The sequence below is a fragment of the Nonlabens ulvanivorans genome (genome assembly GCF_032922765.1).
GTDB lineage: Bacteria > Bacteroidota > Bacteroidia > Flavobacteriales > Flavobacteriaceae > Nonlabens > Nonlabens ulvanivorans.
Genome location: NZ_CP136694.1, coordinates 557,562 through 577,313 on the forward strand (window position 1 = coordinate 557,562; position 19,752 = coordinate 577,313).

Sequence of the window (19,752 nt, forward strand, 5' to 3'; positions counted from 1 at the left end):
GATGTGAAGTTTTAGTATTAAAATAAAATTACCATTTATAAAGTGAGGTTGCCCAGGTCCATCCAGCGCCTACGGCGGCAAATAATACCATGTCACCATCCTTAAGTTTTCCTTTTGAAACGGTTTCATGAAGCATGATAGGTATAGTACCACCAGAGGTATTTGCATAACGATCCATATTAGTCATTACTTTTTCCCATGGTAAAGAGACACGTTTTGCAACTTCTTCAAGAATGCGCACACTAGGTTGATGTGGTATGAGAAAATCAATATCATCTATGTGAGTATTGTTTCTATGAAGCAATTTTTCAATAGATTCTGGAACAACTTTTATCGCGGTTTGAAAAACGGCTGGACCATCCATTTGAAAATATTGAAGCCCTTTTTCTAAAGTTTCTGGGGTAGTAGGAGTGAGAGAACCACCAGCAGGTATATTCCAGCAATCCTTACCACGACCATCTGTATGTAGTAAGAAATCTATAAATCCTTTATCCTCATTAGTATGAGAGATTACCATGGCACCAGCACCATCACCAAAAAACACAGCGTCTCTACGATTCCAATCTGTGATGTTTGAAAAAGTATCTGCTCCTATAACAAGCACATTTTTATACATTCCAGATTTTATGTACTGTACTGCGGTAGTAGTAGCAAACAAAGCACCTGAGCAAACAGCAGAAATGTCAAAGGCTACAGCATTAAACGCTTCTATTTTTTCTTGTACAAAACAGGCGCACGATGGAGCGAGCTTATCTGGTGTTGCGGTGGCAAGAATGATTAAATCGATATCTTGAGGAGTGAGGCCAGCATTTTTAATAGCTTCCTTACCAGCCATTGCAGCAAGGTCGCTGGTAGTTTCACCTGTGGAGATGCGTCTTTCTTTTATTCCTAAGTTTTTTTGTATCCAGGCATCATTAGATCCTACAGATTCAAAAAAATCGTTTTTCACTATGTTTTCTGGAGCATAGGATCCAGTTCCTTTAATATATGCGTTATTCATAAATGAGTATAAGCGCATAAAAATGTGACATTTAAACAATAAAAAAGAGTAATATCTAAGAAAATATCGGTAAATTAAGATATTCGTAAATTAATCCGTAATTCATTTTTGTTTACTTAATAATATTGCATTAAATCATCAAATTGATAAAATAAAAAAGTCTCATTTCTAGGATTTACTCTTTAATCACATTTATTTTTGCAAAATGTATTCACGTGAAGAAGCAAAATTAGTTAGACAGCAATTCTGGACCATGTTTGGTAAACGATATGATCGTAAGTGGTTGTTATACAATACTAAAATTAAAGATGTGGTTCTTAAGTTCTCTTTTGAGGATCGACGTGCGCTGGTTTCCATGGATATAGAACATGATGATACGTTTTATCGTGAGTATTATTTTGAAAAGCTTATTAGTCTTCAATCGATTCTTAAAGAAGAAATCTCACCAGATATTATTCTAGATGCAGACTATGTTCTAGAGTCTGGCAAGCAGATTTCTCGGGTTTATGTGATGCTAGAAGGTGTTAAAATCCAGAAAAAGACGCAGTGGCCAGAGGTCTATGAGTTTTTCTATACCTATATGGATAAGCTGGAATTATTTTTCTGGGAATACAAAGATTTTATAGAAAGTTGATTTATTCGTTAATAAAGCTAGCCATCTCTTTTATCGATTTGCGTTCTGGAAGTTCTTGCTCCTCATAAGGATATGTTCCTAGATAGAAAAAGCCTAAAAACTGTTCGTTATCTGCGACATGTATTCCTTCTAGGTTTTTAATGTTTGCAAACGGTTTAGGAGAACTCCAGTAGGCGCCATATTTCATATTATGACTAGTTAACCACATGTTTTGCACGCTCATGGATACCGCTGCTATTTCTTCCCATTCTGGTACACTTTCATTGATGTCACGATGCATAAATATCAAGATGACAGCGCTAGCTTTGATAGGATTTTCTTGTAATTTCTTTAGTTTAAACTTTTTATAGCCTTCCGTTTGGGCATAAGATGTCGCCATAAAGTTACCTAACCTTTCTAATGCTTTACCAGTCAGTATTTTATAACGCCACGGTTCTGTCTTACGATGATTAGGTGCCCATCTGGCGCTATCTAAAATTTTTAGAATATCTTCTCTTGGTATTATTTCTCCGGTATACTGCGCAGGAAATACACTACGACGCGTTTTGATGATTTGATCTATCATTTTTTAATAAAGATAATATGTATATGGTAGACGATAACGGGTTTGCAAAAAGCTTTAATGCCGATTTAACAAAATTATGTTAGCTTTATATCGAATTATGAATTTTAACCCCAATTAATTTTAGAGTATTATGTCAGAAAACACAATCCCATTAGAACAAGCCCAACAATGGCGTAGCAACTGGAAAGCATCTGGTAAAGAGTGGATCCAAGCACAAACAGATGGTTTACAAGGATTTTTAGTTCCAGGAAGTGACCTTTCTCAAGTAACTGGAGAAAACGGAGTAGATTGTAGAATTTACTTAGGTCTTACTGAGCCAGGAACCGGCGGCGTGGCAAAAGTAATGTTAGTGGCTGTAGGGAGCGACGGTAAAGACTTGATAGATGCAGAGAATGGATATTATATCTACGATAATTCGAGCAGTATTCCACCTAATGGAGATTCATCAAGTCCTTTAAATTAGATTTAAACATTGTCTTTTTCAGATTTCATTGCTGATTTATACTATTTACTATTGATACTGACTACGATTGTGTTTTCAGTATCAATTGTTTATGGTGCCAGAAAGTTTTTACCTATTACTATTTGTTTAATCATAGGTTGCTTATGTGAATTCTTTACATATTTAATACGTGAGCACCACTTATTAATTATGGGAGAACAAAATAACGCGATAGTTGGTCATGTTTATAAATGGACTTCTTTCTTAACTTTTGGGTTCTTTTTATACAGTGTTCAAAAAAGTAAGGCAACAAAAAGATATTTTGTTTATCTATTTTCCATTTGTGCGGTAATAGGTATTTTTTCTCAATCAAGATTAAAACATTATTGGTTAGAAAATGATCCATGGTTAGCTTTCTCTTTAATGTCAACTATCATCATAGCTTCGATGGTTTATTTTATTCAATTGTTAAAAGCTAGAGATGGTTATCCTTATATCACAACAGGGATTTTCTTAGTGTCGGGTAGTTTTTTAATATCTAGTGCTGTGAATGGTACATATGTAGGTGTTGATCTTGAAGTTTGGTTTTTTAGAGAGTCCATTAATAGAGTGGTTTTAATTATTATGTATGTCATGTTTTTGTTAGAATCATATTTATATTTTAAAGAAAGTGACGTTATGAAGCTACAACGTTTACAGCAGTAATGTATGATTAACTAATGGAGTCATTTTTAGACCATCTTTCTACAGTTTATAAAACCCTATTGATTCTCGCTTTTTTATTTTATACTATAGCGATAAGTATGGGGAAAAATGATTTCAAGCCTATCTTTTTATATCTTATGGCTGGCGCATTTACTGAGGTCATGAGTAAAATGATTACTTGGGATTATTTTCTAGTTTTAGGTGAGAAAACAAATGCGCCCTTTTTCTTTCTTTTCACTATTTTGCAATTTGTCTTTTTATCTTATTTCTTTAAGAAAGTAATCGACTGTCCTGTTTTTACTAAATATTTTAAATCCTCGGTAATCATAGTTTTAATAATTGGTATCATACCATATATTTTTAATCCATCATGGATATTAGAATTCTCAGTTTGGTTACCTTTAATGACTATACCTTTATTATTGTTTTTTAGCGCATATTATTTTATAGAATTACTTAAAAATAAAATGGGCTATCCTTTTATTAATATTGGTTTATTTATAATGCTAGGAACAACTTTGATCTTTTTTATGACGATGCAGTTTTATGAAGGTGTTCCTCCAGATGTGAAAATTCTACTCAGAACTCTTCATGTTTTACCATTAACGATTTTACATACCTTATTTATTTACGAATGCCTGTTATACTTCAAATCTCAAATACATCGATTAACTATATAGCTATAGGGTTGATGATTTTTATTATTCTATTTTCTATAGGTATGGTTATTTTTTTCCTGCTTTCGCGGAAGCGTATCACAGAAGCTGATCTGGAAGTAAGGGACACTCAAATTAAAGCTCAAAAAGATGTCATGTCTGCTACACTTGTAACTCAAGAAAAAGAAAGACAGCGCATCGCGAGAGACTTGCACGATGAAATCAGTGCAAAATTGAACGTGATTGCCATGAATACTAACATGCTTAAGGAAGAATCTTTATCTATTGAAGAGCGTGAAATGTTGATTTCTCGTATTGAAACAGCAACAGGTAAAACATTAGAAAACGCACGTAAAATAGCTCATAACCTTTTGCCTCCAGTACTTGAGAAATTTGGTTTATGTGCAGCACTTACAGAGGTTGTTAAGAGTATTAAAGGTGATAAAATTGATATTTATTTCTCCTGTGACTGGAATGAAGAGCAGTTAAATCCTGATTCACAATTACATGTGTATCGTGTCATACAAGAGTTACTCAATAATACCATTAAATATGCACAGTCAGATAAAGTATCCATAGTACTTCATGAAGAAGATCATTATCGACTAATTACCTATAGTGATAATGGAATAGGTTTTCAAGATAATGCTCAAATAGGTCTAGGAACTAGTAATATAAGCAGTAGAGTAGACCTGTTAAATGGAACCTATCACCTAGAAACTAGTGATGGTAATGGTGTTATATATACTTTTAAATACCCTAAAACTTAAACCCATATGATAAACATCGCCCTAGCAGATGATGAGAGTTTATTTCTAGATACCTTAAGTTTTATGCTGCAAAGAATTCCAGATTTTAATGTGGTTTTTACAGCAACAAATGGACAGGATCTCGTAGATCAACTTTCTACTCAATCGCCATTACCAGATGTAGTGGTTACCGATCTTAAAATGCCAGAATTAAATGGAGTAGAAGCTACTAAAAAGATCAAAGAACTTTTTCCAGAACTAAGTGTTATCGCATTAAGTAGTTACAATACAGATGTGTTTATTTCTAATATGCTAGGTGTAGGAGCCGCGTCATATTTAGTGAAAAATACCACGCCTGCACAAGTTGAGCTTACCATCAGAGAAGTCGCGGCAAAAGGATTTTATTATGATAAAAATGTTTTACGCATATTACAGGATAATTCTCAAGATGGAAATTATAAGCGCAGCACACTAGATCATAATTTATTAACGCCACGAGAATTAGATGTATTACAGTTAATTTGTGAGCAATTTACAACTGCCGAAATTGGAGAACAACTTTGTGTTTCTAAACGCACTGTGGATGGGCATCGCAATAATTTATTGGTTAAGACAAAAATGAGAAACGTCGCTGGACTTGTGGCTTATGCCATACAGAATGCCATTATCACAGTCGAAATTTGATTTTCTATCAAAAAACAGGTATTTATACCTATTGTGTACACCTCTTAAACTGTCTAAATTTGAACAAGTAAAATAAGTAAAATAAGTAAATAAGAGAAGTTGAAGACTCTTTTTGATTTTGTAGGGGAAACCAAGAAGATATCTCAACTTTGAACACTAAAATAAATTTTTGACGCATCAAAAATTTATTTTTAGAAAAATGTAAATGAGGCTTAGGCCTCATTTACTATTTAATGACCTTAATAAGTATTGATTTTCAGTTTGTTAATCGATATAAATAATGTATATTTAAGTAAGTAGTTTTAACCAGGTGATTTTCTTGTTTTTGTAGGGGAAACCGAGAGACTCTTCTGATTCTGTTTGAAAACTACTTATTTAACCTTCCAGAATCATATTCTAAGGCAATGAAAGTGAGGCTTCGGCCTCATTTTCTATTTCGTACTATTTGTTCAATATGCAAAAACAGGTATTTATACCTATTTCATGAACGATGAGGTATGCATAACTTTGAATTGTAATTAAGCTAGAGTTCTTCTTTTATTCAGTTTTGTAGGGGAAAAGGTTTATGAGTTGAACTTGAAATTACACACTCTGTATACAGAGTATTTAAAGGGGAAGGGAAATGGGGCTAGTGCCTCATTTCTGCTTTCCTTTTTAAAAAGGAATCGTATTTGAATTGAGTGTTTTTAATAAGTTTTGCTAATTGTTTTGATGGTTATGGATCGTCTAGTTTTCGGGGGAAAAATGTATCACTCCATCAATTTAAGGTTATCAAATTACCTGCATTAGCAACACATTAACTGCAAGAATGGGACTTAGGTCCCATTCTTTGTATTACTATATATTAGATTTATAATACTTCTGTTAAATTTCCTACTTTTAAACCATAAACCTATAATATGCTCACAAAAGTCTATGGAAGCGCCGTTTTTGGTGTAGAAGCAACAACTATAACAGTAGAAGTTAATAGTGTAAAAGGAATAGGATATCACCTCGTTGGGTTACCAGATAAAGCGATTAGCGAGAGCTCTTATCGTATCGCAGCAGCATTGTCTAATGTAGGATATAAGCTGCCAGGTAAGAAGATCACTATTAACATGGCGCCGGCAGACTTACGTAAAGAAGGAAGTGCTTATGATTTAACACTTGCCATAGGTATATTAATATCCTCTGGACAAATTAAAGCAGACGAAGTAGACCAATATCTTATTATGGGTGAGTTATCTCTAGATGGTAGCTTGCAACCTATTAAAGGCGCCTTACCCATTGCCATAAAAGCTAGGGGAGAGAAGTATAAAGGATTTATACTGCCAGCGCAAAATGCTCGCGAGGCTGCTATTGTTGATGGACTAGAAGTTTATGGGGTTGATAATATATCACAAGTGATAGACTTTTTTAATGAAGGCAAGCCACTAGAACCTACCATAGTTGATACGAGAGATGAGTTCTTTCAGGCTTTAGAGCATCCAGAATTTGACTTTGCAGATGTAAAAGGACAGGAATCTATTAAACGATGTATGGAAATAGCTGCAGCCGGTGGACACAACATTATCCTGATAGGACCACCAGGTGCAGGAAAAACAATGCTAGCAAAAAGACTGCCGTCCATCTTACCACCTATGACATTACATGAGGCATTAGAGACAACAAAAATTCATAGCGTTGCCGGTCGTACTCAAGAAAAAGTAGGATTGATGGCACAACGCCCATTCCGCAGTCCACATCATACCATATCAGACGTTGCCTTGGTTGGTGGTGGAGCATATCCACAACCTGGTGAAATTTCATTATCACATAATGGTGTTCTCTTTTTAGATGAATTGCCTGAGTTTAAACGTACTGTACTAGAAGTGATGCGACAACCTCTTGAAGATCGCGAGGTCACTATTTCTCGTGCAAAATTCACGGTTACTTATCCATCTAGTTTTATGTTAGTGGCGAGCATGAATCCTAGTCCAGGCGGATATTTTAATGATCCAGATGCACCTGTGCAAAGTAGTCCAGCAGAGATGCAACGATATCTTAGTAAGGTATCTGGACCGTTACTCGATCGTATTGATATTCATATTGAAGTTACACCAGTACCATTTGAAAAATTAACGGAAGAACGACTAGCAGAAAAATCAAATGTTATTAGAAAGCGAGTGACTGCGGCTAGAGATATTCAAACATCACGCTTTCGCGAAAGCGAGAAAACACACTACAATGCTCAAATGAGTGTAAAGGATATTAGGAAATACTGTATTCTAGATGATGCGAGTAAGGAGTTACTGAAGAACGCGATGGAACGATTGAACTTGAGTGCAAGAGCCTATGATCGAATTTTGAAAGTATCAAGAACTATTGCAGACCTAGAAGGTAGCGCAGAGATCACAGGTACACATATTGCAGAAGCTATACAATACCGCAGCCTAGATAGAGATGGCTGGTTGGGTTAAAATAATTATATGAAATGAGTGAAATTTTAGAATTAGAGACCCTTAAAGATAACTTTGGCGATGATGTTGAAACGTTTGTACAAATACTAGATATTTTCTTGCATGAAGTTCCAGTAGATTACCAACTACTTAAGAAGCAAATTGAGACAAAAGACTATGAAAATGCTGGTGAAATAGCCCACAAGATAAAGTCTAGTTATCGGTTGTTAGATATGGAAATGGAAACGATGTTATTACAGGAAATTGAAAATAGGGCCAAGGCAGTACAAGATACTGATGAAATTATCACGCTATATGAGCAATTTCAAGCAAATTATGATACCGGTATTGATATGGTGCAACAAACACGAGATGCATTTGCCTCAAAAAGCTAAGCCTTGACTATAACTGATTTGATAATCAGTTGATTATTAATTAGCAAGTAGAGCTTTTAATTTGTATTTTTGCAAAATATTTAAAAGAAGTTATTTGAAAAATTTTGAAGTCTTAGGACTCTCACAGCCGTTATTAGACGGCCTCGCTGACATGGGTTTTGAAAACCCAACAGAGATTCAGCAACAGTCTATTCCCATTTTATTGAAGCATGACGGAGACTTTATAGGTCTTGCTCAAACCGGTACGGGAAAAACTGCTGCTTTCGGTTTACCCTTATTGGATCTTATAGATGTTAATTCACGTGAAGTACAAGCCCTTATTCTGGCACCTACTCGCGAACTTGCTCAACAGATTTGTGGGCAAATGGAACAAATGTCAAAACACCTAGGTAAATTGAATGTTGTTCCCGTTTTTGGTGGAGCAAATATTATGAATCAAATTAGAGACATACGTCGTGGCGCACAAATTATTGTGGCTACACCAGGTCGTCTAATGGATTTAATGAAACGCCGTGAAGTAAAACTCGACGCTTTAAAGTACATGGTACTGGATGAAGCCGATGAGATGCTTAATATGGGTTTTAAAGAGGATATCGATTTTATTCTCTCAAAGAGTGATACTGGTAGAAATATCTGGTTATTCTCTGCAACAATGGCACGTGAAATTAAGCGCATAGTGGATACCTATATGGTCCAGCCTGAAGAGGTGCGTATTAATCCTAAAAACATTGTAAATAAAAATATTGAACACCAATCGATACAATTAAAAGCATCTGATAAAATTGAGGCGTTAAGACGTTTCTTAGATTATGATCAGGATATGTTTGGTGTTGTATTTTGTCGTACAAAACGTGATACTCAAAACGTAGCAGATCAGTTGAACAACAATGGTTATGCCACAGAGGCTTTACATGGTGACATGTCACAAGCGCAGCGTGATGCTGCGATGAAACGTTTCCGTAATAAGAATCTTAAACTACTTATTGCAACAGATGTTGCAGCACGTGGTATCGATGTAGATGATATTACTCACGTTATACACTTTGCTTTACCAGATGATCCTGAATTTTATACACACCGTTCTGGTCGTACTGCTCGTGCTGGTAAAAAAGGTGTTTCAATTGCGTTAATCACTCGTGGTGATAATCGTAAGTTAAAATTTATTGCTAGTAAATTGGGTATTGAATTCACACAAGGTGAAGTGCCTGCTCTAGAAGCTATTACTCAAAAACGTATTGCTCGCTGGTCAGATAACATGATCAAGCAAGAAATCAATGAGAAGATAGGTGAGGACTTACTGACAGCAGTTCAAGAAAGCTTTGCCGATGTAACTAAAGAAGAGTTGATAGCAAAGTTATTGACTAAAGAATACAACTCTATTTACAAGCGTAATTCTATTTCTGATCTTAATGATCGTTCTAAAGGACGCGATAGAGATGATAGTCCAAGACGCGAGCGCGGTAAACGTACAAGTCGTGGTACTGAAGAAGGTATGAAGACTTACTTTATCAATTTAGGTCTTAAAGATGATATCAATAAAGGAGCTTTACTAGGATATGTATGTGATACCACAGGTATATCTGGCGCTCAAATAGGTCGTATCGTTATGGATAAAACACATTCTTATATGGATGTAGCAGAAGATGTAGCGTCACAAATACTGACATTAGATGGTAAACAACGTAACGGACATGATCTAAGAGTTAATGAGCATAAAGGTGTTGTAAAAGAACCAGCTCGTGAACGTGGTGGTCGTGGTGGTCGCAGTGGTGGCGGTTTTAAAGGACGTCGTGATTCTAACGGTGGTGGCGGCTATAAAGGACGCAGTAATTCTGGAGGCAGTAGCCATAGAGGAAGACGTTCTGATTCTGATAATAGCGGTTCAGGTAATAGAAGTAGTCGTCGTAGAAGTGATTCTTCTTCTGGCGGTAATGATAGTGGTGGTAACCGTGGCGGCTTTAAAGGTCGTAAGTGGTAATCATATCATTAATATAAAAAAAGCCTGTTTAGTAAATGCTAAACAGGCTTTTTTATTTTAATCTAATCAAGAAAAGGTAGAATGTGATTTTTTAAGTCAATTTCGCAGTCCTTTTTTACGTTGTTTTTTCTTTAAGTCTTGTCTACGATATTCTTCTTTATAGTCTCTTAATCTAGAACGAACTAACCATAGCCCAAATAGGATACATAGAATGCTACCTATGATAATTTTATAATCAATTATAGGTGCTGTGATAAAAAGTACAAAAGGAATTATAAAGAGAATCAAGGCAAATAAAAAGATCGATTGTAATCTACCTGTTAAAATACTACAAAGCATTAAATGGGTTTCTTTTAAAATATCAGACCTTTTAATCATTCTTATTTTACAATCAACTTCAAACTTTGTGACGCATTTTCCGTTTGAACTTTCACTATATATAAACCTATAGGTAAGTCGTGTTCAAAGGTCGTGTTTTGATCAATATCTCTTTTAATAGTAATTCTTCCTAATTGGTCATAAATAATTACCTGAGTGTCTTGTTCTATCCCAGAAATATGAAAGTTATTTTCGCTAGGGTTAGGGAATAGTTTCACTGTTGTCAATTCAGTACCCTCATTAGATAATGTAAAGTTTTGTCCTACCTGATTTCCCCAGATGTATTCTACTAATTCTGGATTATCAATGAATGGATTACGATTGATTTGCCATGTGTAGATTACATTGTTACGATTCATTTCAAAATCATCTGGCGGATCATTTCTATGCCATTGTAATAATGTCGCTAGGTCACCGATCTGTCCAACAGTCGAATTACTAGGGTTTCCATTGACAACATCAATATTGTTATAACGCAAGGTCATGTAAAATATAGCTCGGGCTACATCACCATGCCACGAACCTTGGGTACCATTAGGTCCATCATATTCTGGATAATCTTTATTACCTCTTGAACTATTCTCACCACCATCCGTAGCTCTTAAATGATGTGCATCACTTTGCCCGTGTCTCAAGCTATCTACGTTAGTATCAGTCCATACAGCCATTCCATCAATGGTTTCATCATATTCAATTTCATAAAAGCCACCTCGTGATCGTGGATAGATGTGCTCACGATTCCATTTTCCAGTACTGTTGCTTCCGGTTTGATAATCTGCTTTAGATCGTTGTTGTTCAGTATACATTAACCATACTTGATTAGAATTTAATGGTGACTGATCAGATTCTTTCATGATTTGAACGATATCGTCATAAGTATGAATGCGTACTACAAACTCTTCTGCTATGATGTTGGTTATTGCATTTTCTAATTGTGGACTAGCTAACCCATCGAGAGAGTCGTAATAATTTGCTGGTGCCGTGCTGTTAACAATTCCATAGGTAGGTGCTAGAGGAGTACCATAAGCAGCTACTTGAAAATCATTATCAACAACTAGATGGCGCTCATTGTCTTTCAATCTTTTAAAACCTACAGGAACATTATTATCTAGATTGACACTTAATTCCTCATCACCTTCGTCAATGGTATCGTCTATTATGGTATAACTAGCAACGACACTAGTTTGTCCAGCAGTAAAAGTTACTTGAGAAGGACCCGTATAATCTGAACTATCAAAGTTTCCTAAATCGATAGTATAGTTAAGAACAAAGTCGGTTGTTTGTGGTTGTGATAAAGTAAAAGTGATATCAAAATTAGAGCCTTCAGAAATAGGTAATGGTGCTACTGTAAATCCTATACCTGTGTAGGTAGGTACTGTAGCATCATTTAAAGAATGTGGAGTAGGCGCTTTGGTCTCATATGTCCCATCTGCTTTACGTTGAACAGATTCAGTGGTTTTATTCCCATTCTCATTCTCGTTATATTGATCATTAATGCCTAATAGGCTCATTAACGCCATATTATCAGCATCATCGGTATCATAAATTAATGCACTGATAAGGTTGGTTTGAGAAGCAAAGGTTTGATCTGGCCAGTCGGTGTCATTTCCTGCATAAATAGCAACAGCATCTGCACCTATTTGAATATTACTTTCTGCTAGATAGCGATCTGGTACAGGAGAAACTAATGAACTTCCTAATACAACCAGTCCATTATCGTCTGTTGTAAGACCATCTAGGTCTACGGTATAATAGCTGCGGCCCATCCCAGTAGAAGCACTAGTTGAACCATTAAAAAATACGAGTACATAACCGTTGAGAGAAAAGAATGGAACGTCAGATTTGAGTTCTACAAACTGCCTATCGTTTGTACTAGGCGTATCTGAGTCTAGCTCATTGATGACTACTTGCGCTTTCGCGAAAGCGATACCAAATATAGCAATCGTAATAAAAGTGATTAGCTTTTTCATTCTAGGGGATTTTAGGCAAAAATACGGTTGTTTCTGCGCTTCCTAGAATAAGAAATAGTTAATTATAAAGTAGTTATTCAATAATTAAAAGCGTAATGATAATCCTATAGAAGTACCTGTTGAAATAAAGGAAAGTTGAGCAGATGGTTCACTAGAAGGATTGAGACCTGAATTGTAAAGATCTACAGCAGTTTCTATTTTCCTAGTCTGCCTAATATTGATAGGGATAGCGATCGCTATTAATCCAGCACCGAGAAATCCTTGTACGTTATCAAAATCTTTTCCAGCAATTAAGTTTCCTAGTTGATACCCTATTAATGCACCACCAGCAAATCCTAATATTTGAGATATGCCTCTATATTGTCTAGCATCGTACAACAATCGATGGGCCTCTTCATTAGATTCCAAAACTCTATCTAAATCAGATATGTTAAGAAAATCATCACCTAATTGATAGTGATAGCCACCAGTAGAGATTTTTTTTATTTCTTGTCCTTGTGAGAGGATGAGATTGAAAAATAATAATAGTAATGTAAAAATGATCTTCATAACTCAATTTAATATGGTATAAATGTAGTCTATTTCTGCTGTAATAATCTGAGTTTAATAAGTAATTGAGGTTTATTAGGCTATTGTCTCGCATGATTAATAAATGTAAGTTTGAATATGACAAATAATGATTTTTATCGTGATCTATTCATCCAGCATATACCAATTCAAGAGGTATTGCTAGAGCCTTCTTTATTTGAGGACGTACCTGATGACTGGAATATCATTGTTACCGATGTGCAGAATTCTACAGCTGCCGTTAATGCCGGAAATCATCAACTTGTTAATCTAGCCGCAACAGGTAGTATTGTAGCGTGTCTTAATATTGCTCGAGATAATGATGTAATGATTCCATTTTTTTTTGGTGGTGATGGCGCGACGATTATAGTACCTGATATTATTCTCAAGGAGTGTTTACATGCACTTATCCTACATCAAGAAAACTGTCAATCTAATTTTGATTTCTTCTTAAGAGTCGATTCTTGTAAGGTAGGTGACATGTATAATAAAGGGGCTACTTTAAAAATTACAAAAGTAAAATTGAATGATTTGCATATTATACCTGTCGTTTTAGGTAATGCCTTGCAAATGGCTGAGGATGAGGTAAAGTCTAAAAGCCGAAAGATTGGGTTAACAAATATTCCATATAATCTTAATTTAAAAGGTATGGAATGTAAATGGGATAAAATAGCACCGCCCGTAGACTCTAATGAAATACTAACGCTTATCATAAAAGCGCAAACCACTGCTTTACAAAGTTCTGTTTACAGTGAGGTTTTAACTAAAATGGAATTTATATACGGTGATGTTAAGAAGAGACATCCTATTACCATCGAAAAGTTAATTATGATCAATAGCCTAGGACAGCTCAAAAATGAGGTTATGATGAAATTTTCAGAGCTTAAATGGGTAGAAGTATTTACGAGTGCTATACGTTCCTTTATCGCTCGATGGTATTTGAAAACTAATGAAAAAGGACGTAATTATTTAAGAGAATTACCAGAGTTAACGGAATCTTTAATGGTGGACGGTACGATAAATACTGTCATATCGGGAACTGCAAAACAGCGAGAGTTATTACTCTTTGAACTACAAGCCATGCAGGATAAAAACTTATTGCGATATGGTTATTATGTAAGTAATACTAGTGTGCTTTCTTGCTATGTAATCGCTATAGATGATTATCATGTACATTTTTTAGACGGTGATCAAGGTGGTTATACACAAGCTTCTAAATTGCTTAAACTCTAGATTTTTAAAAACATATTATTGACATAGTTAATTGATGTGTAGTGACTTAATATTGTTTGTTAGATTATTATTTATTCAATAAAAAAGCCATCTCAATTGAGATGGCTTTTTAGTTTTATAATATACAATCCTAGTAGTACGTGAATCGTCTAACTTTAGCGATGTATTTTGCTAATCTTATTACTTGATGACTGTATCCATACTCATTATCATACCATACATATAGAACGACATTCTTACCATCTGCACTGACAATAGTTGCATTTGAATCAAATATAGATGGAGCATTAGATCCTACAATATCGCTGGACACTAATTCATTATCAATTGAGTACTTAATTTGCTCTACAAGGTCACCTTCTAGTGCATATTTTTTCATTATTTGATTGATACCTTCTTTACTAGTAGTAGTTTCTAGTTCTAGATTTAAAATAGCAAGAGAACCATTAGGAACAGGTACACGTATCGCATTAGAAGTTAACTTACCTTCAAAAGATGGTAGCGCTTTACTTACTGCTTTACCAGCACCAGTCTCTGTGATCACCATGTTTAAAGCAGCAGCACGCCCACGACGGTACTTACTGTGCATATTATCTACTAAATTTTGATCGTTAGTATAAGCGTGTATAGTCTCTAAGTGTCCTTTAACAACACCAAAGGTGTCTTCGACAGCCTTTAATACTGGAGTGATCGCATTAGTGGTACAACTAGCAGCAGAAAAAATATCTATTTGATCTGGATCATTTTCTAACTGGTTAACACCATGCACGATATTAGGGATCCCTTTTCCTGGTGCAGTAAGTAAAACTTTATGAGCACCTTTAGCTTTTAAATGACGAGCAAGAGCTTCATCATCTCTAAAAGCGCCAGTATTATCTATAATTAAGGCATCATTAATTCCGTAAGATGTGTAATCGATATCCTCAGGTGCATTTGCACTAATCATTTTAACAGTGGTACCATTAATGATTAATGATTCATTTGCCACATCATAACTTACCGTACCAGAAAAATCACCATGTACAGAATCTTGAGCAAGCAATGATGCGCGTTTTTCAAGAACAGTTTCATCGATTTTACCACGAGTAACGATAGCTCTTAATCTTAACTGGCTTCCTTTTCCGGCTTTTGTCATTAACTCTCGAGCTAATAAACGACCTATTCTACCAAAACCATATAATACCACATCCTTTGGCTTAATATCATTAGCCTGTTGTGCATCACCTAACTTACTTGCTACAAATGCTGTAGCATTTTGATAGTCATTATCTTCTAGATGGTACTCATAAGTTAATTTACCTATGTCTAGTTTTGCAGGAGGCATGTCCAATTGTAGAATAGCCTGAGCAATTTCTACACTATCAAAAACCGAAATAGGCTTTTGTACAAACTCACCAGCATACTCATGCAGGTTGATGATCTCACTCACGTTACGATCAATCAATTGATTTCTAAAAAGCACCAGCTCTATAGACTTATCATACCATAAATCGCTTACGGCTTTAATAAATGCAACTGCTGCGCGACGCCTGTCAGTTTGAAAGGCGAGCTCTTTTTCATAAGTATCTAAGCTACTCATTGAATGGGTTTTTGTGGGTTTTATTTGGCTGCAAAAGTAATACTTCTACAACGTTTTCGTAACTGGTTTTAACTAAATATTTAGAAGCATATAGTCTTCATAAATTTATAATTATCTATTCTCTAATTTATAGCAACCATGAATTACTAAAATTTATTTGTAAGCTTTCTTAATTTGATCTAGGCGTTTCTTATTATCACGATCTTTGATAGTCTCTCTTTTGTCGTGAAGCTTTTTACCTTTTGCAAGAGCGATGTCCATTTTAGCAAGTCCTTTATCATTGATAAATAACTTAAGTGGTATAATCGTATTACCACTAGAATTGACATCTTTTTCTAATTTTTTAAGTTCTTTACGGTTCAATAGTAGCTTGCGAGCTTGTTTAGGCTTATGATTAAAATAAGTAGCATGAGAATATTCTTGTACTGTCATGTTAATTATAAAGAGTTCGCCGTTTGTAAATTCACAAAACGCCTCGGCTATACTAGCCTTACCTAAACGTATAGCTTTTATTTCAGTACCGCCCAAAACGATACCAGCCATATACTTATCTAGTATTTCAAACTCAAATCGCGCTTTGCGATTTTTAATCTCTATGTTGTTCTTAAATTTCATATAACATTGGCAAATATAATTTAATGGTCCTAAGTCATCGTTATATATTTGTGAAATGAAAAAAATCCTATTCACATTTCTTTGTATTTCCACAATTTTACTACAATCATGTAGTAACTCACCTTCATTAAATGCAAATCAAATTATTGATAATGCTATAAATGCTCATGGTGGTCATTTATTAGAACAATCTACGATGGAATTCGATTTTAGGGGTGTTAAGTATCAAGCCTTACGTGATAATGGCTTGTTTAAGTTTACCAGAACGCGTGCAAAAGATAGTATAACGGTTGTAGATATACTTGATAATCAATCCAGTCAACGTACCATAAATGGAGTGCCTCAGAAGGTTGCAGATTCAATCATGGCTGGTTATGCAAGTAGTGTGAATAGCGTTATATATTTTGCGCAATTACCATACAGTCTAGACGGTAAAGCCGTTTATAAAGAGTTAGTAGGAGATAAGATTATTAAAAATGAACCTTATTATAAAATTAAGGTGACTTTTGACCCTAATGGTGGTGGCGAGGATCATGAGGATGAATTCATATACTGGATTCATAAAGACACTTTTTTTGTAGATTATCTGGCATATTCTTATTGTGAAGAAGATTGTGGATATCGCTTTCGCGAAAGCGTTAACCGCAGGAACATAAAAGGAGTAACTATCCAAGATTATAATAATTATAAAGAAGCTATTCAAGATCCTGATTTATCACAAATGGATCAACTTTTTATGGACGGTAAGCTTGAATTGTTAAGTGAGATTAAGTTGGATAAGGTACAGTTGAGTTTCTAGAATTAAATCTTAAAGGTTTTTGGTAAGGATAAATGAAGGTCGTTCACTATTGAATTAATAATCAAAACTTCATATAGTGGTCTAATTATTAAAGATATAGCACTATCATTTTGAATTCTACAGTGTTTGTAATTTCTAGAGATTTTTGTGGGAATTTTTACGTACTTACTTGGTAAACACTATATTTGAGTCTTAAATATTGCTCATATTTTATCTTAAAAAAGATGCTCAAATTTTATTGCGTTACAGTTCTTTTTATTTTAAATCATTTATTGGCTTCTTCTCAAGTAGGTATAGGTACCATTTTACCAGAACCGTCGTCTATTTTAGATATAGAATCGACCACTCATGGTGTATTGTTTCCCAGAATGACCACAACAGAAAGAGATGCCATCACAACTCCTGCCGAAGGTCTTTTTATCTATAATCTAGATAGTGATTGTTTTCAATATTACAAGGGTACATCGTGGTCTGGTTGTTTAAGTGAGACACCGGTAAATGCATTAGTCTGTTCATCTACATCTGTAAACGGTACATATGTAGCTGGTAATCCTTTAAACGCGAGCAATACAATAACCATTGATGTTATTGTTAATGTAATTGAATCCTACACCATCAATACCAATACTGTAAATGGTTATAGTTTTACGAGTTCTGGTGTGTTTACTCATATAGGTGTTAATACAATCACTCTTACTGGTTCAGGAACACCTATCCTTCAACAAACAGATGATTTTACAATAACCTTCACGGGTAGAGGAGATACCTGTCTTACAAGCATTAATATAACCACAGTTCTACCTAATTGTCTAGCTTATTATAACGCAGGCTCTACTACAGATGGAGTTTATACGATAGATCCAGATGGTGCTGGTGTTAATCCTGCTTATGATTGCTATTGTGATATGACAAATGATGGTGGTGGATGGACACTGGTATTCAATCATAATACCGCTGGTGGTTACTGGGCAAACAACACGGAAGCCAATGAATTCAACATTGCTTCACCTGGTTTAACGACTAATAAATATTCTATTTTAAGCAAACTTGATGAGCTTATAAGTGGATCAGATTATGAGTTCAGGTTATATTACCCGACTTTAGGTTTAACAAATCATTGGTCTCAAACTCTTGATCCTAGAAGTAGCGCTTCGGGTATTAGACCGGTCGCTGGTTATAATCCTATAAGCGTTAGTATGACTAACAGTAATTGGGGTGGATTAGAATTATCAGGTGGTAACACATACATAGATGGTTCCGTTAATTCAGGTAGTTGGTATTATTCTATAGGTAGTGTTAATCAATGGAATGGTGGTATACCGGCTAATGCAAGTGCGGTGAATACTGTCCAGCTATTTGTCAGATAATACTAAAAGATCATCTTTAAAACCTCATTTATAGGATGACAAATATCATGTTAATTAAGGAAGCTGTTATTTAATTTTGAATGAATAACAAAAACTAATAACATGAATAACGTAGAAATCAATCAAGGAGAAATTAAAGTAAAACTTAAAGGTTTAAGTGATGGTAAGCTATCATTTGCTGCGATGGGTTTTGAAAAGGATGTGGTGAATTTAGAAAGCGGATTACTACGTCTAGTTTTTGATCTTAAGGATATAGGTGAACACAACTACTATCAAGTGCCTACAATTGAAGTTTTCTATGAGGAGAATATGTCTGAGACTCATTGGATATGTGAGTTTAATGGAAAAACTATTTTAGATAAAATGGATCATCATGGTAATTCTACCATCTTGTTATTAAATAGAAAAGTATTGAGTGAACTAGAGCAGCATCATGAGAACGCTATTATTGTGCATGCAGAGTTTCCTCAACCAGCTAATATTAATTTGGAGAAGTCGTTCATACATTTCTTTAAATAAAAGTTGAGAAATCATAAGTTTTAAAACCTCAATGACAATTCATATAGTCGTTGAGGTTTTTTTATCGTGAAATGATTTAATTAGAGACGACTTTCAAACCTACAATAGATATTATTAATGTTGAAATAAAGAATAATCTCCATAAAGTAGCAGGTTCTTTAAAGACTATAATACCTAATAAGACTGTTCCTACAGCACCTATTCCTGTCCATACGGCATAAGCGGTACCTATAGGTAGTTCTTTAGTCACTTTAACTAGCAATATCATACTTATAGATAGACATACTATAAAGCCTATATACCAGTAGGTAGTCTGTATACCTGTACTTTCTTTTGCCTTTCCTAAACAGGTAGCAAAAGCTACGTCAAATAAACCTGCAATGACTAATAAAATCCAATTCATAAAGTGTGATGTAATATTGTTAGAATCTTTTTTAAATACGATGCTACCTAAATTGGTTCTTGAGCAAAATAATTCTAACACGCTATAAGGAATAAGA

Annotated in this window: 21 protein-coding genes; 13 read left to right on the forward strand and 8 right to left on the reverse strand. The window is 34.8% G+C overall.

Translation table 11 applies throughout. From position 1 onward, the window contains the following. Nucleotides 1-28: 28 nt before the first annotated feature. A complete protein-coding gene (locus R1T42_RS02505; protein ID WP_036580961.1) occupies nt 29-1,000 on the reverse strand; it encodes a 3-oxoacyl-ACP synthase III family protein in 972 nt (323 codons plus the stop codon). A 205-nt stretch (nt 1,001-1,205) separates the two neighbouring features. Here R1T42_RS02505 and R1T42_RS02510 point away from each other — a divergent pair, with 205 nt between their 5' ends. Next, complete coding sequence (locus R1T42_RS02510; protein WP_317291175.1) at nt 1,206-1,634, forward strand: DUF4268 domain-containing protein; 429 nt, start codon at nt 1,206-1,208, stop codon at nt 1,632-1,634. Nucleotide 1,635: 1 nt separating this feature from the next. On the opposite strand, the gene R1T42_RS02515 is transcribed toward R1T42_RS02510, so the two are convergent. Next, the gene (locus R1T42_RS02515; protein WP_317291176.1) at nt 1,636-2,199 is read right to left on the reverse strand and encodes a nitroreductase family protein; all 564 of its coding nucleotides are present in this window, start codon (nt 2,197-2,199) and stop codon (nt 1,636-1,638) included. 130 nt (nt 2,200-2,329) lie between these two features. On the opposite strand from R1T42_RS02515, the gene R1T42_RS02520 reads away from it, so the two are divergent. From R1T42_RS02520 to R1T42_RS02555, 8 genes are all read left to right on the forward strand, one after another. Continuing rightward, nucleotides 2,330-2,662, forward strand: coding sequence for a hypothetical protein (locus R1T42_RS02520; protein ID WP_036580953.1), 333 nt, complete (start codon nt 2,330-2,332; stop codon nt 2,660-2,662). A gap of 9 nt (nt 2,663-2,671) precedes the next feature. Beyond that, a complete protein-coding gene (locus R1T42_RS02525) occupies nt 2,672-3,346 on the forward strand; it encodes a hypothetical protein (protein ID WP_317291177.1) in 675 nt (224 codons plus the stop codon). 14 nt (nt 3,347-3,360) lie between these two features. Then, a complete protein-coding gene (locus R1T42_RS02530) occupies nt 3,361-4,026 on the forward strand; it encodes a hypothetical protein (protein ID WP_036580948.1) in 666 nt (221 codons plus the stop codon). Continuing rightward, nucleotides 3,981-4,772: a sensor histidine kinase gene (locus R1T42_RS02535; protein WP_317291178.1), complete on the forward strand. Its 792-nt coding sequence runs from the start codon at nt 3,981-3,983 to the stop codon at nt 4,770-4,772. Before R1T42_RS02530 ends, R1T42_RS02535 begins: the two co-directional genes overlap by 46 nt. A 6-nt stretch (nt 4,773-4,778) precedes the next feature. Beyond that, complete coding sequence (locus R1T42_RS02540) at nt 4,779-5,435, forward strand: response regulator transcription factor (RefSeq protein ID WP_317291179.1); 657 nt, start codon at nt 4,779-4,781, stop codon at nt 5,433-5,435. Between the two features lie 899 nt (nt 5,436-6,334). Continuing rightward, a complete protein-coding gene (locus tag R1T42_RS02545) occupies nt 6,335-7,873 on the forward strand; it encodes a YifB family Mg chelatase-like AAA ATPase (protein WP_317291180.1) in 1,539 nt (512 codons plus the stop codon). A gap of 14 nt (nt 7,874-7,887) precedes the next feature. Next, the gene (locus R1T42_RS02550) at nt 7,888-8,247 is read left to right on the forward strand and encodes an Hpt domain-containing protein (protein WP_051788650.1); all 360 of its coding nucleotides are present in this window, start codon (nt 7,888-7,890) and stop codon (nt 8,245-8,247) included. A 94-nt stretch (nt 8,248-8,341) separates the two neighbouring features. Next, nucleotides 8,342-10,225: a DEAD/DEAH box helicase gene (locus R1T42_RS02555; RefSeq protein WP_317291181.1), complete on the forward strand. Its 1,884-nt coding sequence runs from the start codon at nt 8,342-8,344 to the stop codon at nt 10,223-10,225. Between the two features lie 96 nt (nt 10,226-10,321). Here the strand turns inward: R1T42_RS02555 and R1T42_RS02560 are convergent, their stop codons facing one another. The 3 genes from R1T42_RS02560 to R1T42_RS02570 all read right to left on the reverse strand — a co-directional run bounded on the left by R1T42_RS02560 (nt 10,322) and on the right by R1T42_RS02570 (nt 13,122). Beyond that, nucleotides 10,322-10,603, reverse strand: coding sequence for a hypothetical protein (locus R1T42_RS02560; protein WP_317291182.1), 282 nt, complete (start codon nt 10,601-10,603; stop codon nt 10,322-10,324). A 2-nt stretch (nt 10,604-10,605) separates the two neighbouring features. Continuing rightward, a complete protein-coding gene (locus R1T42_RS02565; RefSeq protein WP_317291183.1) occupies nt 10,606-12,573 on the reverse strand; it encodes an endonuclease in 1,968 nt (655 codons plus the stop codon). Between the two features lie 84 nt (nt 12,574-12,657). After that, entirely contained in the window at nt 12,658-13,122 is a 465-nt protein-coding gene (locus R1T42_RS02570; protein ID WP_036580884.1) for a hypothetical protein, read from the reverse strand. A gap of 117 nt (nt 13,123-13,239) precedes the next feature. On the opposite strand from R1T42_RS02570, the gene R1T42_RS02575 reads away from it, so the two are divergent. Then, a complete protein-coding gene (locus R1T42_RS02575; protein ID WP_317291184.1) occupies nt 13,240-14,373 on the forward strand; it encodes a DUF3095 family protein in 1,134 nt (377 codons plus the stop codon). A gap of 130 nt (nt 14,374-14,503) precedes the next feature. Here R1T42_RS02575 and R1T42_RS02580 read toward each other — a convergent pair whose 3' ends face one another. After that, complete coding sequence (locus R1T42_RS02580; protein ID WP_036580880.1) at nt 14,504-15,952, reverse strand: glyceraldehyde-3-phosphate dehydrogenase; 1,449 nt, start codon at nt 15,950-15,952, stop codon at nt 14,504-14,506. A gap of 153 nt (nt 15,953-16,105) precedes the next feature. Beyond that, a complete protein-coding gene (smpB, locus tag R1T42_RS02585) occupies nt 16,106-16,567 on the reverse strand; it encodes an SsrA-binding protein SmpB (RefSeq protein WP_036580877.1) in 462 nt (153 codons plus the stop codon). A 55-nt stretch (nt 16,568-16,622) separates the two neighbouring features. Here smpB and R1T42_RS02590 point away from each other — a divergent pair, with 55 nt between their 5' ends. The 3 genes from R1T42_RS02590 (at nt 16,623) to R1T42_RS02600 (ending at nt 19,252) form a co-directional block, all read left to right on the forward strand. After that, on the forward strand, nt 16,623-17,366 hold the full coding sequence (locus R1T42_RS02590) for a DUF6503 family protein (RefSeq protein WP_317291185.1): 744 nt from the start codon (nt 16,623-16,625) through the stop codon (nt 17,364-17,366). A 224-nt stretch (nt 17,367-17,590) separates the two neighbouring features. Then, nucleotides 17,591-18,733 carry a fibrinogen-like YCDxxxxGGGW domain-containing protein gene (locus tag R1T42_RS02595; protein WP_317291186.1) on the forward strand — a complete coding sequence of 381 codons (1,143 nt, stop codon included), beginning with the start codon at nt 17,591-17,593 and terminating at the stop codon, nt 18,731-18,733. A gap of 102 nt (nt 18,734-18,835) precedes the next feature. Then, nucleotides 18,836-19,252, forward strand: coding sequence for a hypothetical protein (locus tag R1T42_RS02600; protein ID WP_317291187.1), 417 nt, complete (start codon nt 18,836-18,838; stop codon nt 19,250-19,252). 76 nt (nt 19,253-19,328) lie between these two features. Here the strand turns inward: R1T42_RS02600 and R1T42_RS02605 are convergent, their stop codons facing one another. Then, nucleotides 19,329-19,655 (reverse strand): DMT family transporter, encoded by a 327-nt coding sequence (locus tag R1T42_RS02605; RefSeq protein ID WP_317291188.1) that lies wholly within the window; start codon nt 19,653-19,655, stop codon nt 19,329-19,331. Nucleotides 19,656-19,752 lie beyond the last annotated feature (97 nt).

Coding starts and splice junctions, on each gene's coding strand:
- R1T42_RS02560 (WP_317291182.1), bottom strand. CDS start 10,603: ATGATTAAAAGGTCTGATATTTTAAAAGAAACCCATTTAATGCTTTGT.
- R1T42_RS02565 (WP_317291183.1), bottom strand. CDS start 12,573: ATGAAAAAGCTAATCACTTTTATTACGATTGCTATATTTGGTATCGCT.
- R1T42_RS02510 (WP_317291175.1), top strand. CDS start 1,206: ATGTATTCACGTGAAGAAGCAAAATTAGTTAGACAGCAATTCTGGACC.
- smpB (WP_036580877.1), bottom strand. CDS start 16,567: ATGAAATTTAAGAACAACATAGAGATTAAAAATCGCAAAGCGCGATTT.
- R1T42_RS02520 (WP_036580953.1), top strand. CDS start 2,330: ATGTCAGAAAACACAATCCCATTAGAACAAGCCCAACAATGGCGTAGC.
- R1T42_RS02590 (WP_317291185.1), top strand. CDS start 16,623: ATGAAAAAAATCCTATTCACATTTCTTTGTATTTCCACAATTTTACTA.
- R1T42_RS02540 (WP_317291179.1), top strand. CDS start 4,779: ATGATAAACATCGCCCTAGCAGATGATGAGAGTTTATTTCTAGATACC.
- R1T42_RS02515 (WP_317291176.1), bottom strand. CDS start 2,199: ATGATAGATCAAATCATCAAAACGCGTCGTAGTGTATTTCCTGCGCAG.
- R1T42_RS02530 (WP_036580948.1), top strand. CDS start 3,361: ATGGAGTCATTTTTAGACCATCTTTCTACAGTTTATAAAACCCTATTG.
- R1T42_RS02570 (WP_036580884.1), bottom strand. CDS start 13,122: ATGAAGATCATTTTTACATTACTATTATTATTTTTCAATCTCATCCTC.
- R1T42_RS02545 (WP_317291180.1), top strand. CDS start 6,335: ATGCTCACAAAAGTCTATGGAAGCGCCGTTTTTGGTGTAGAAGCAACA.
- R1T42_RS02600 (WP_317291187.1), top strand. CDS start 18,836: ATGAATAACGTAGAAATCAATCAAGGAGAAATTAAAGTAAAACTTAAA.
- R1T42_RS02535 (WP_317291178.1), top strand. CDS start 3,981: ATGCCTGTTATACTTCAAATCTCAAATACATCGATTAACTATATAGCT.
- R1T42_RS02505 (WP_036580961.1), bottom strand. CDS start 1,000: ATGAATAACGCATATATTAAAGGAACTGGATCCTATGCTCCAGAAAAC.
- R1T42_RS02575 (WP_317291184.1), top strand. CDS start 13,240: ATGACAAATAATGATTTTTATCGTGATCTATTCATCCAGCATATACCA.
- R1T42_RS02580 (WP_036580880.1), bottom strand. CDS start 15,952: ATGAGTAGCTTAGATACTTATGAAAAAGAGCTCGCCTTTCAAACTGAC.
- R1T42_RS02605 (WP_317291188.1), bottom strand. CDS start 19,655: ATGAATTGGATTTTATTAGTCATTGCAGGTTTATTTGACGTAGCTTTT.
- R1T42_RS02595 (WP_317291186.1), top strand. CDS start 17,591: ATGCTCAAATTTTATTGCGTTACAGTTCTTTTTATTTTAAATCATTTA.
- R1T42_RS02550 (WP_051788650.1), top strand. CDS start 7,888: ATGAGTGAAATTTTAGAATTAGAGACCCTTAAAGATAACTTTGGCGAT.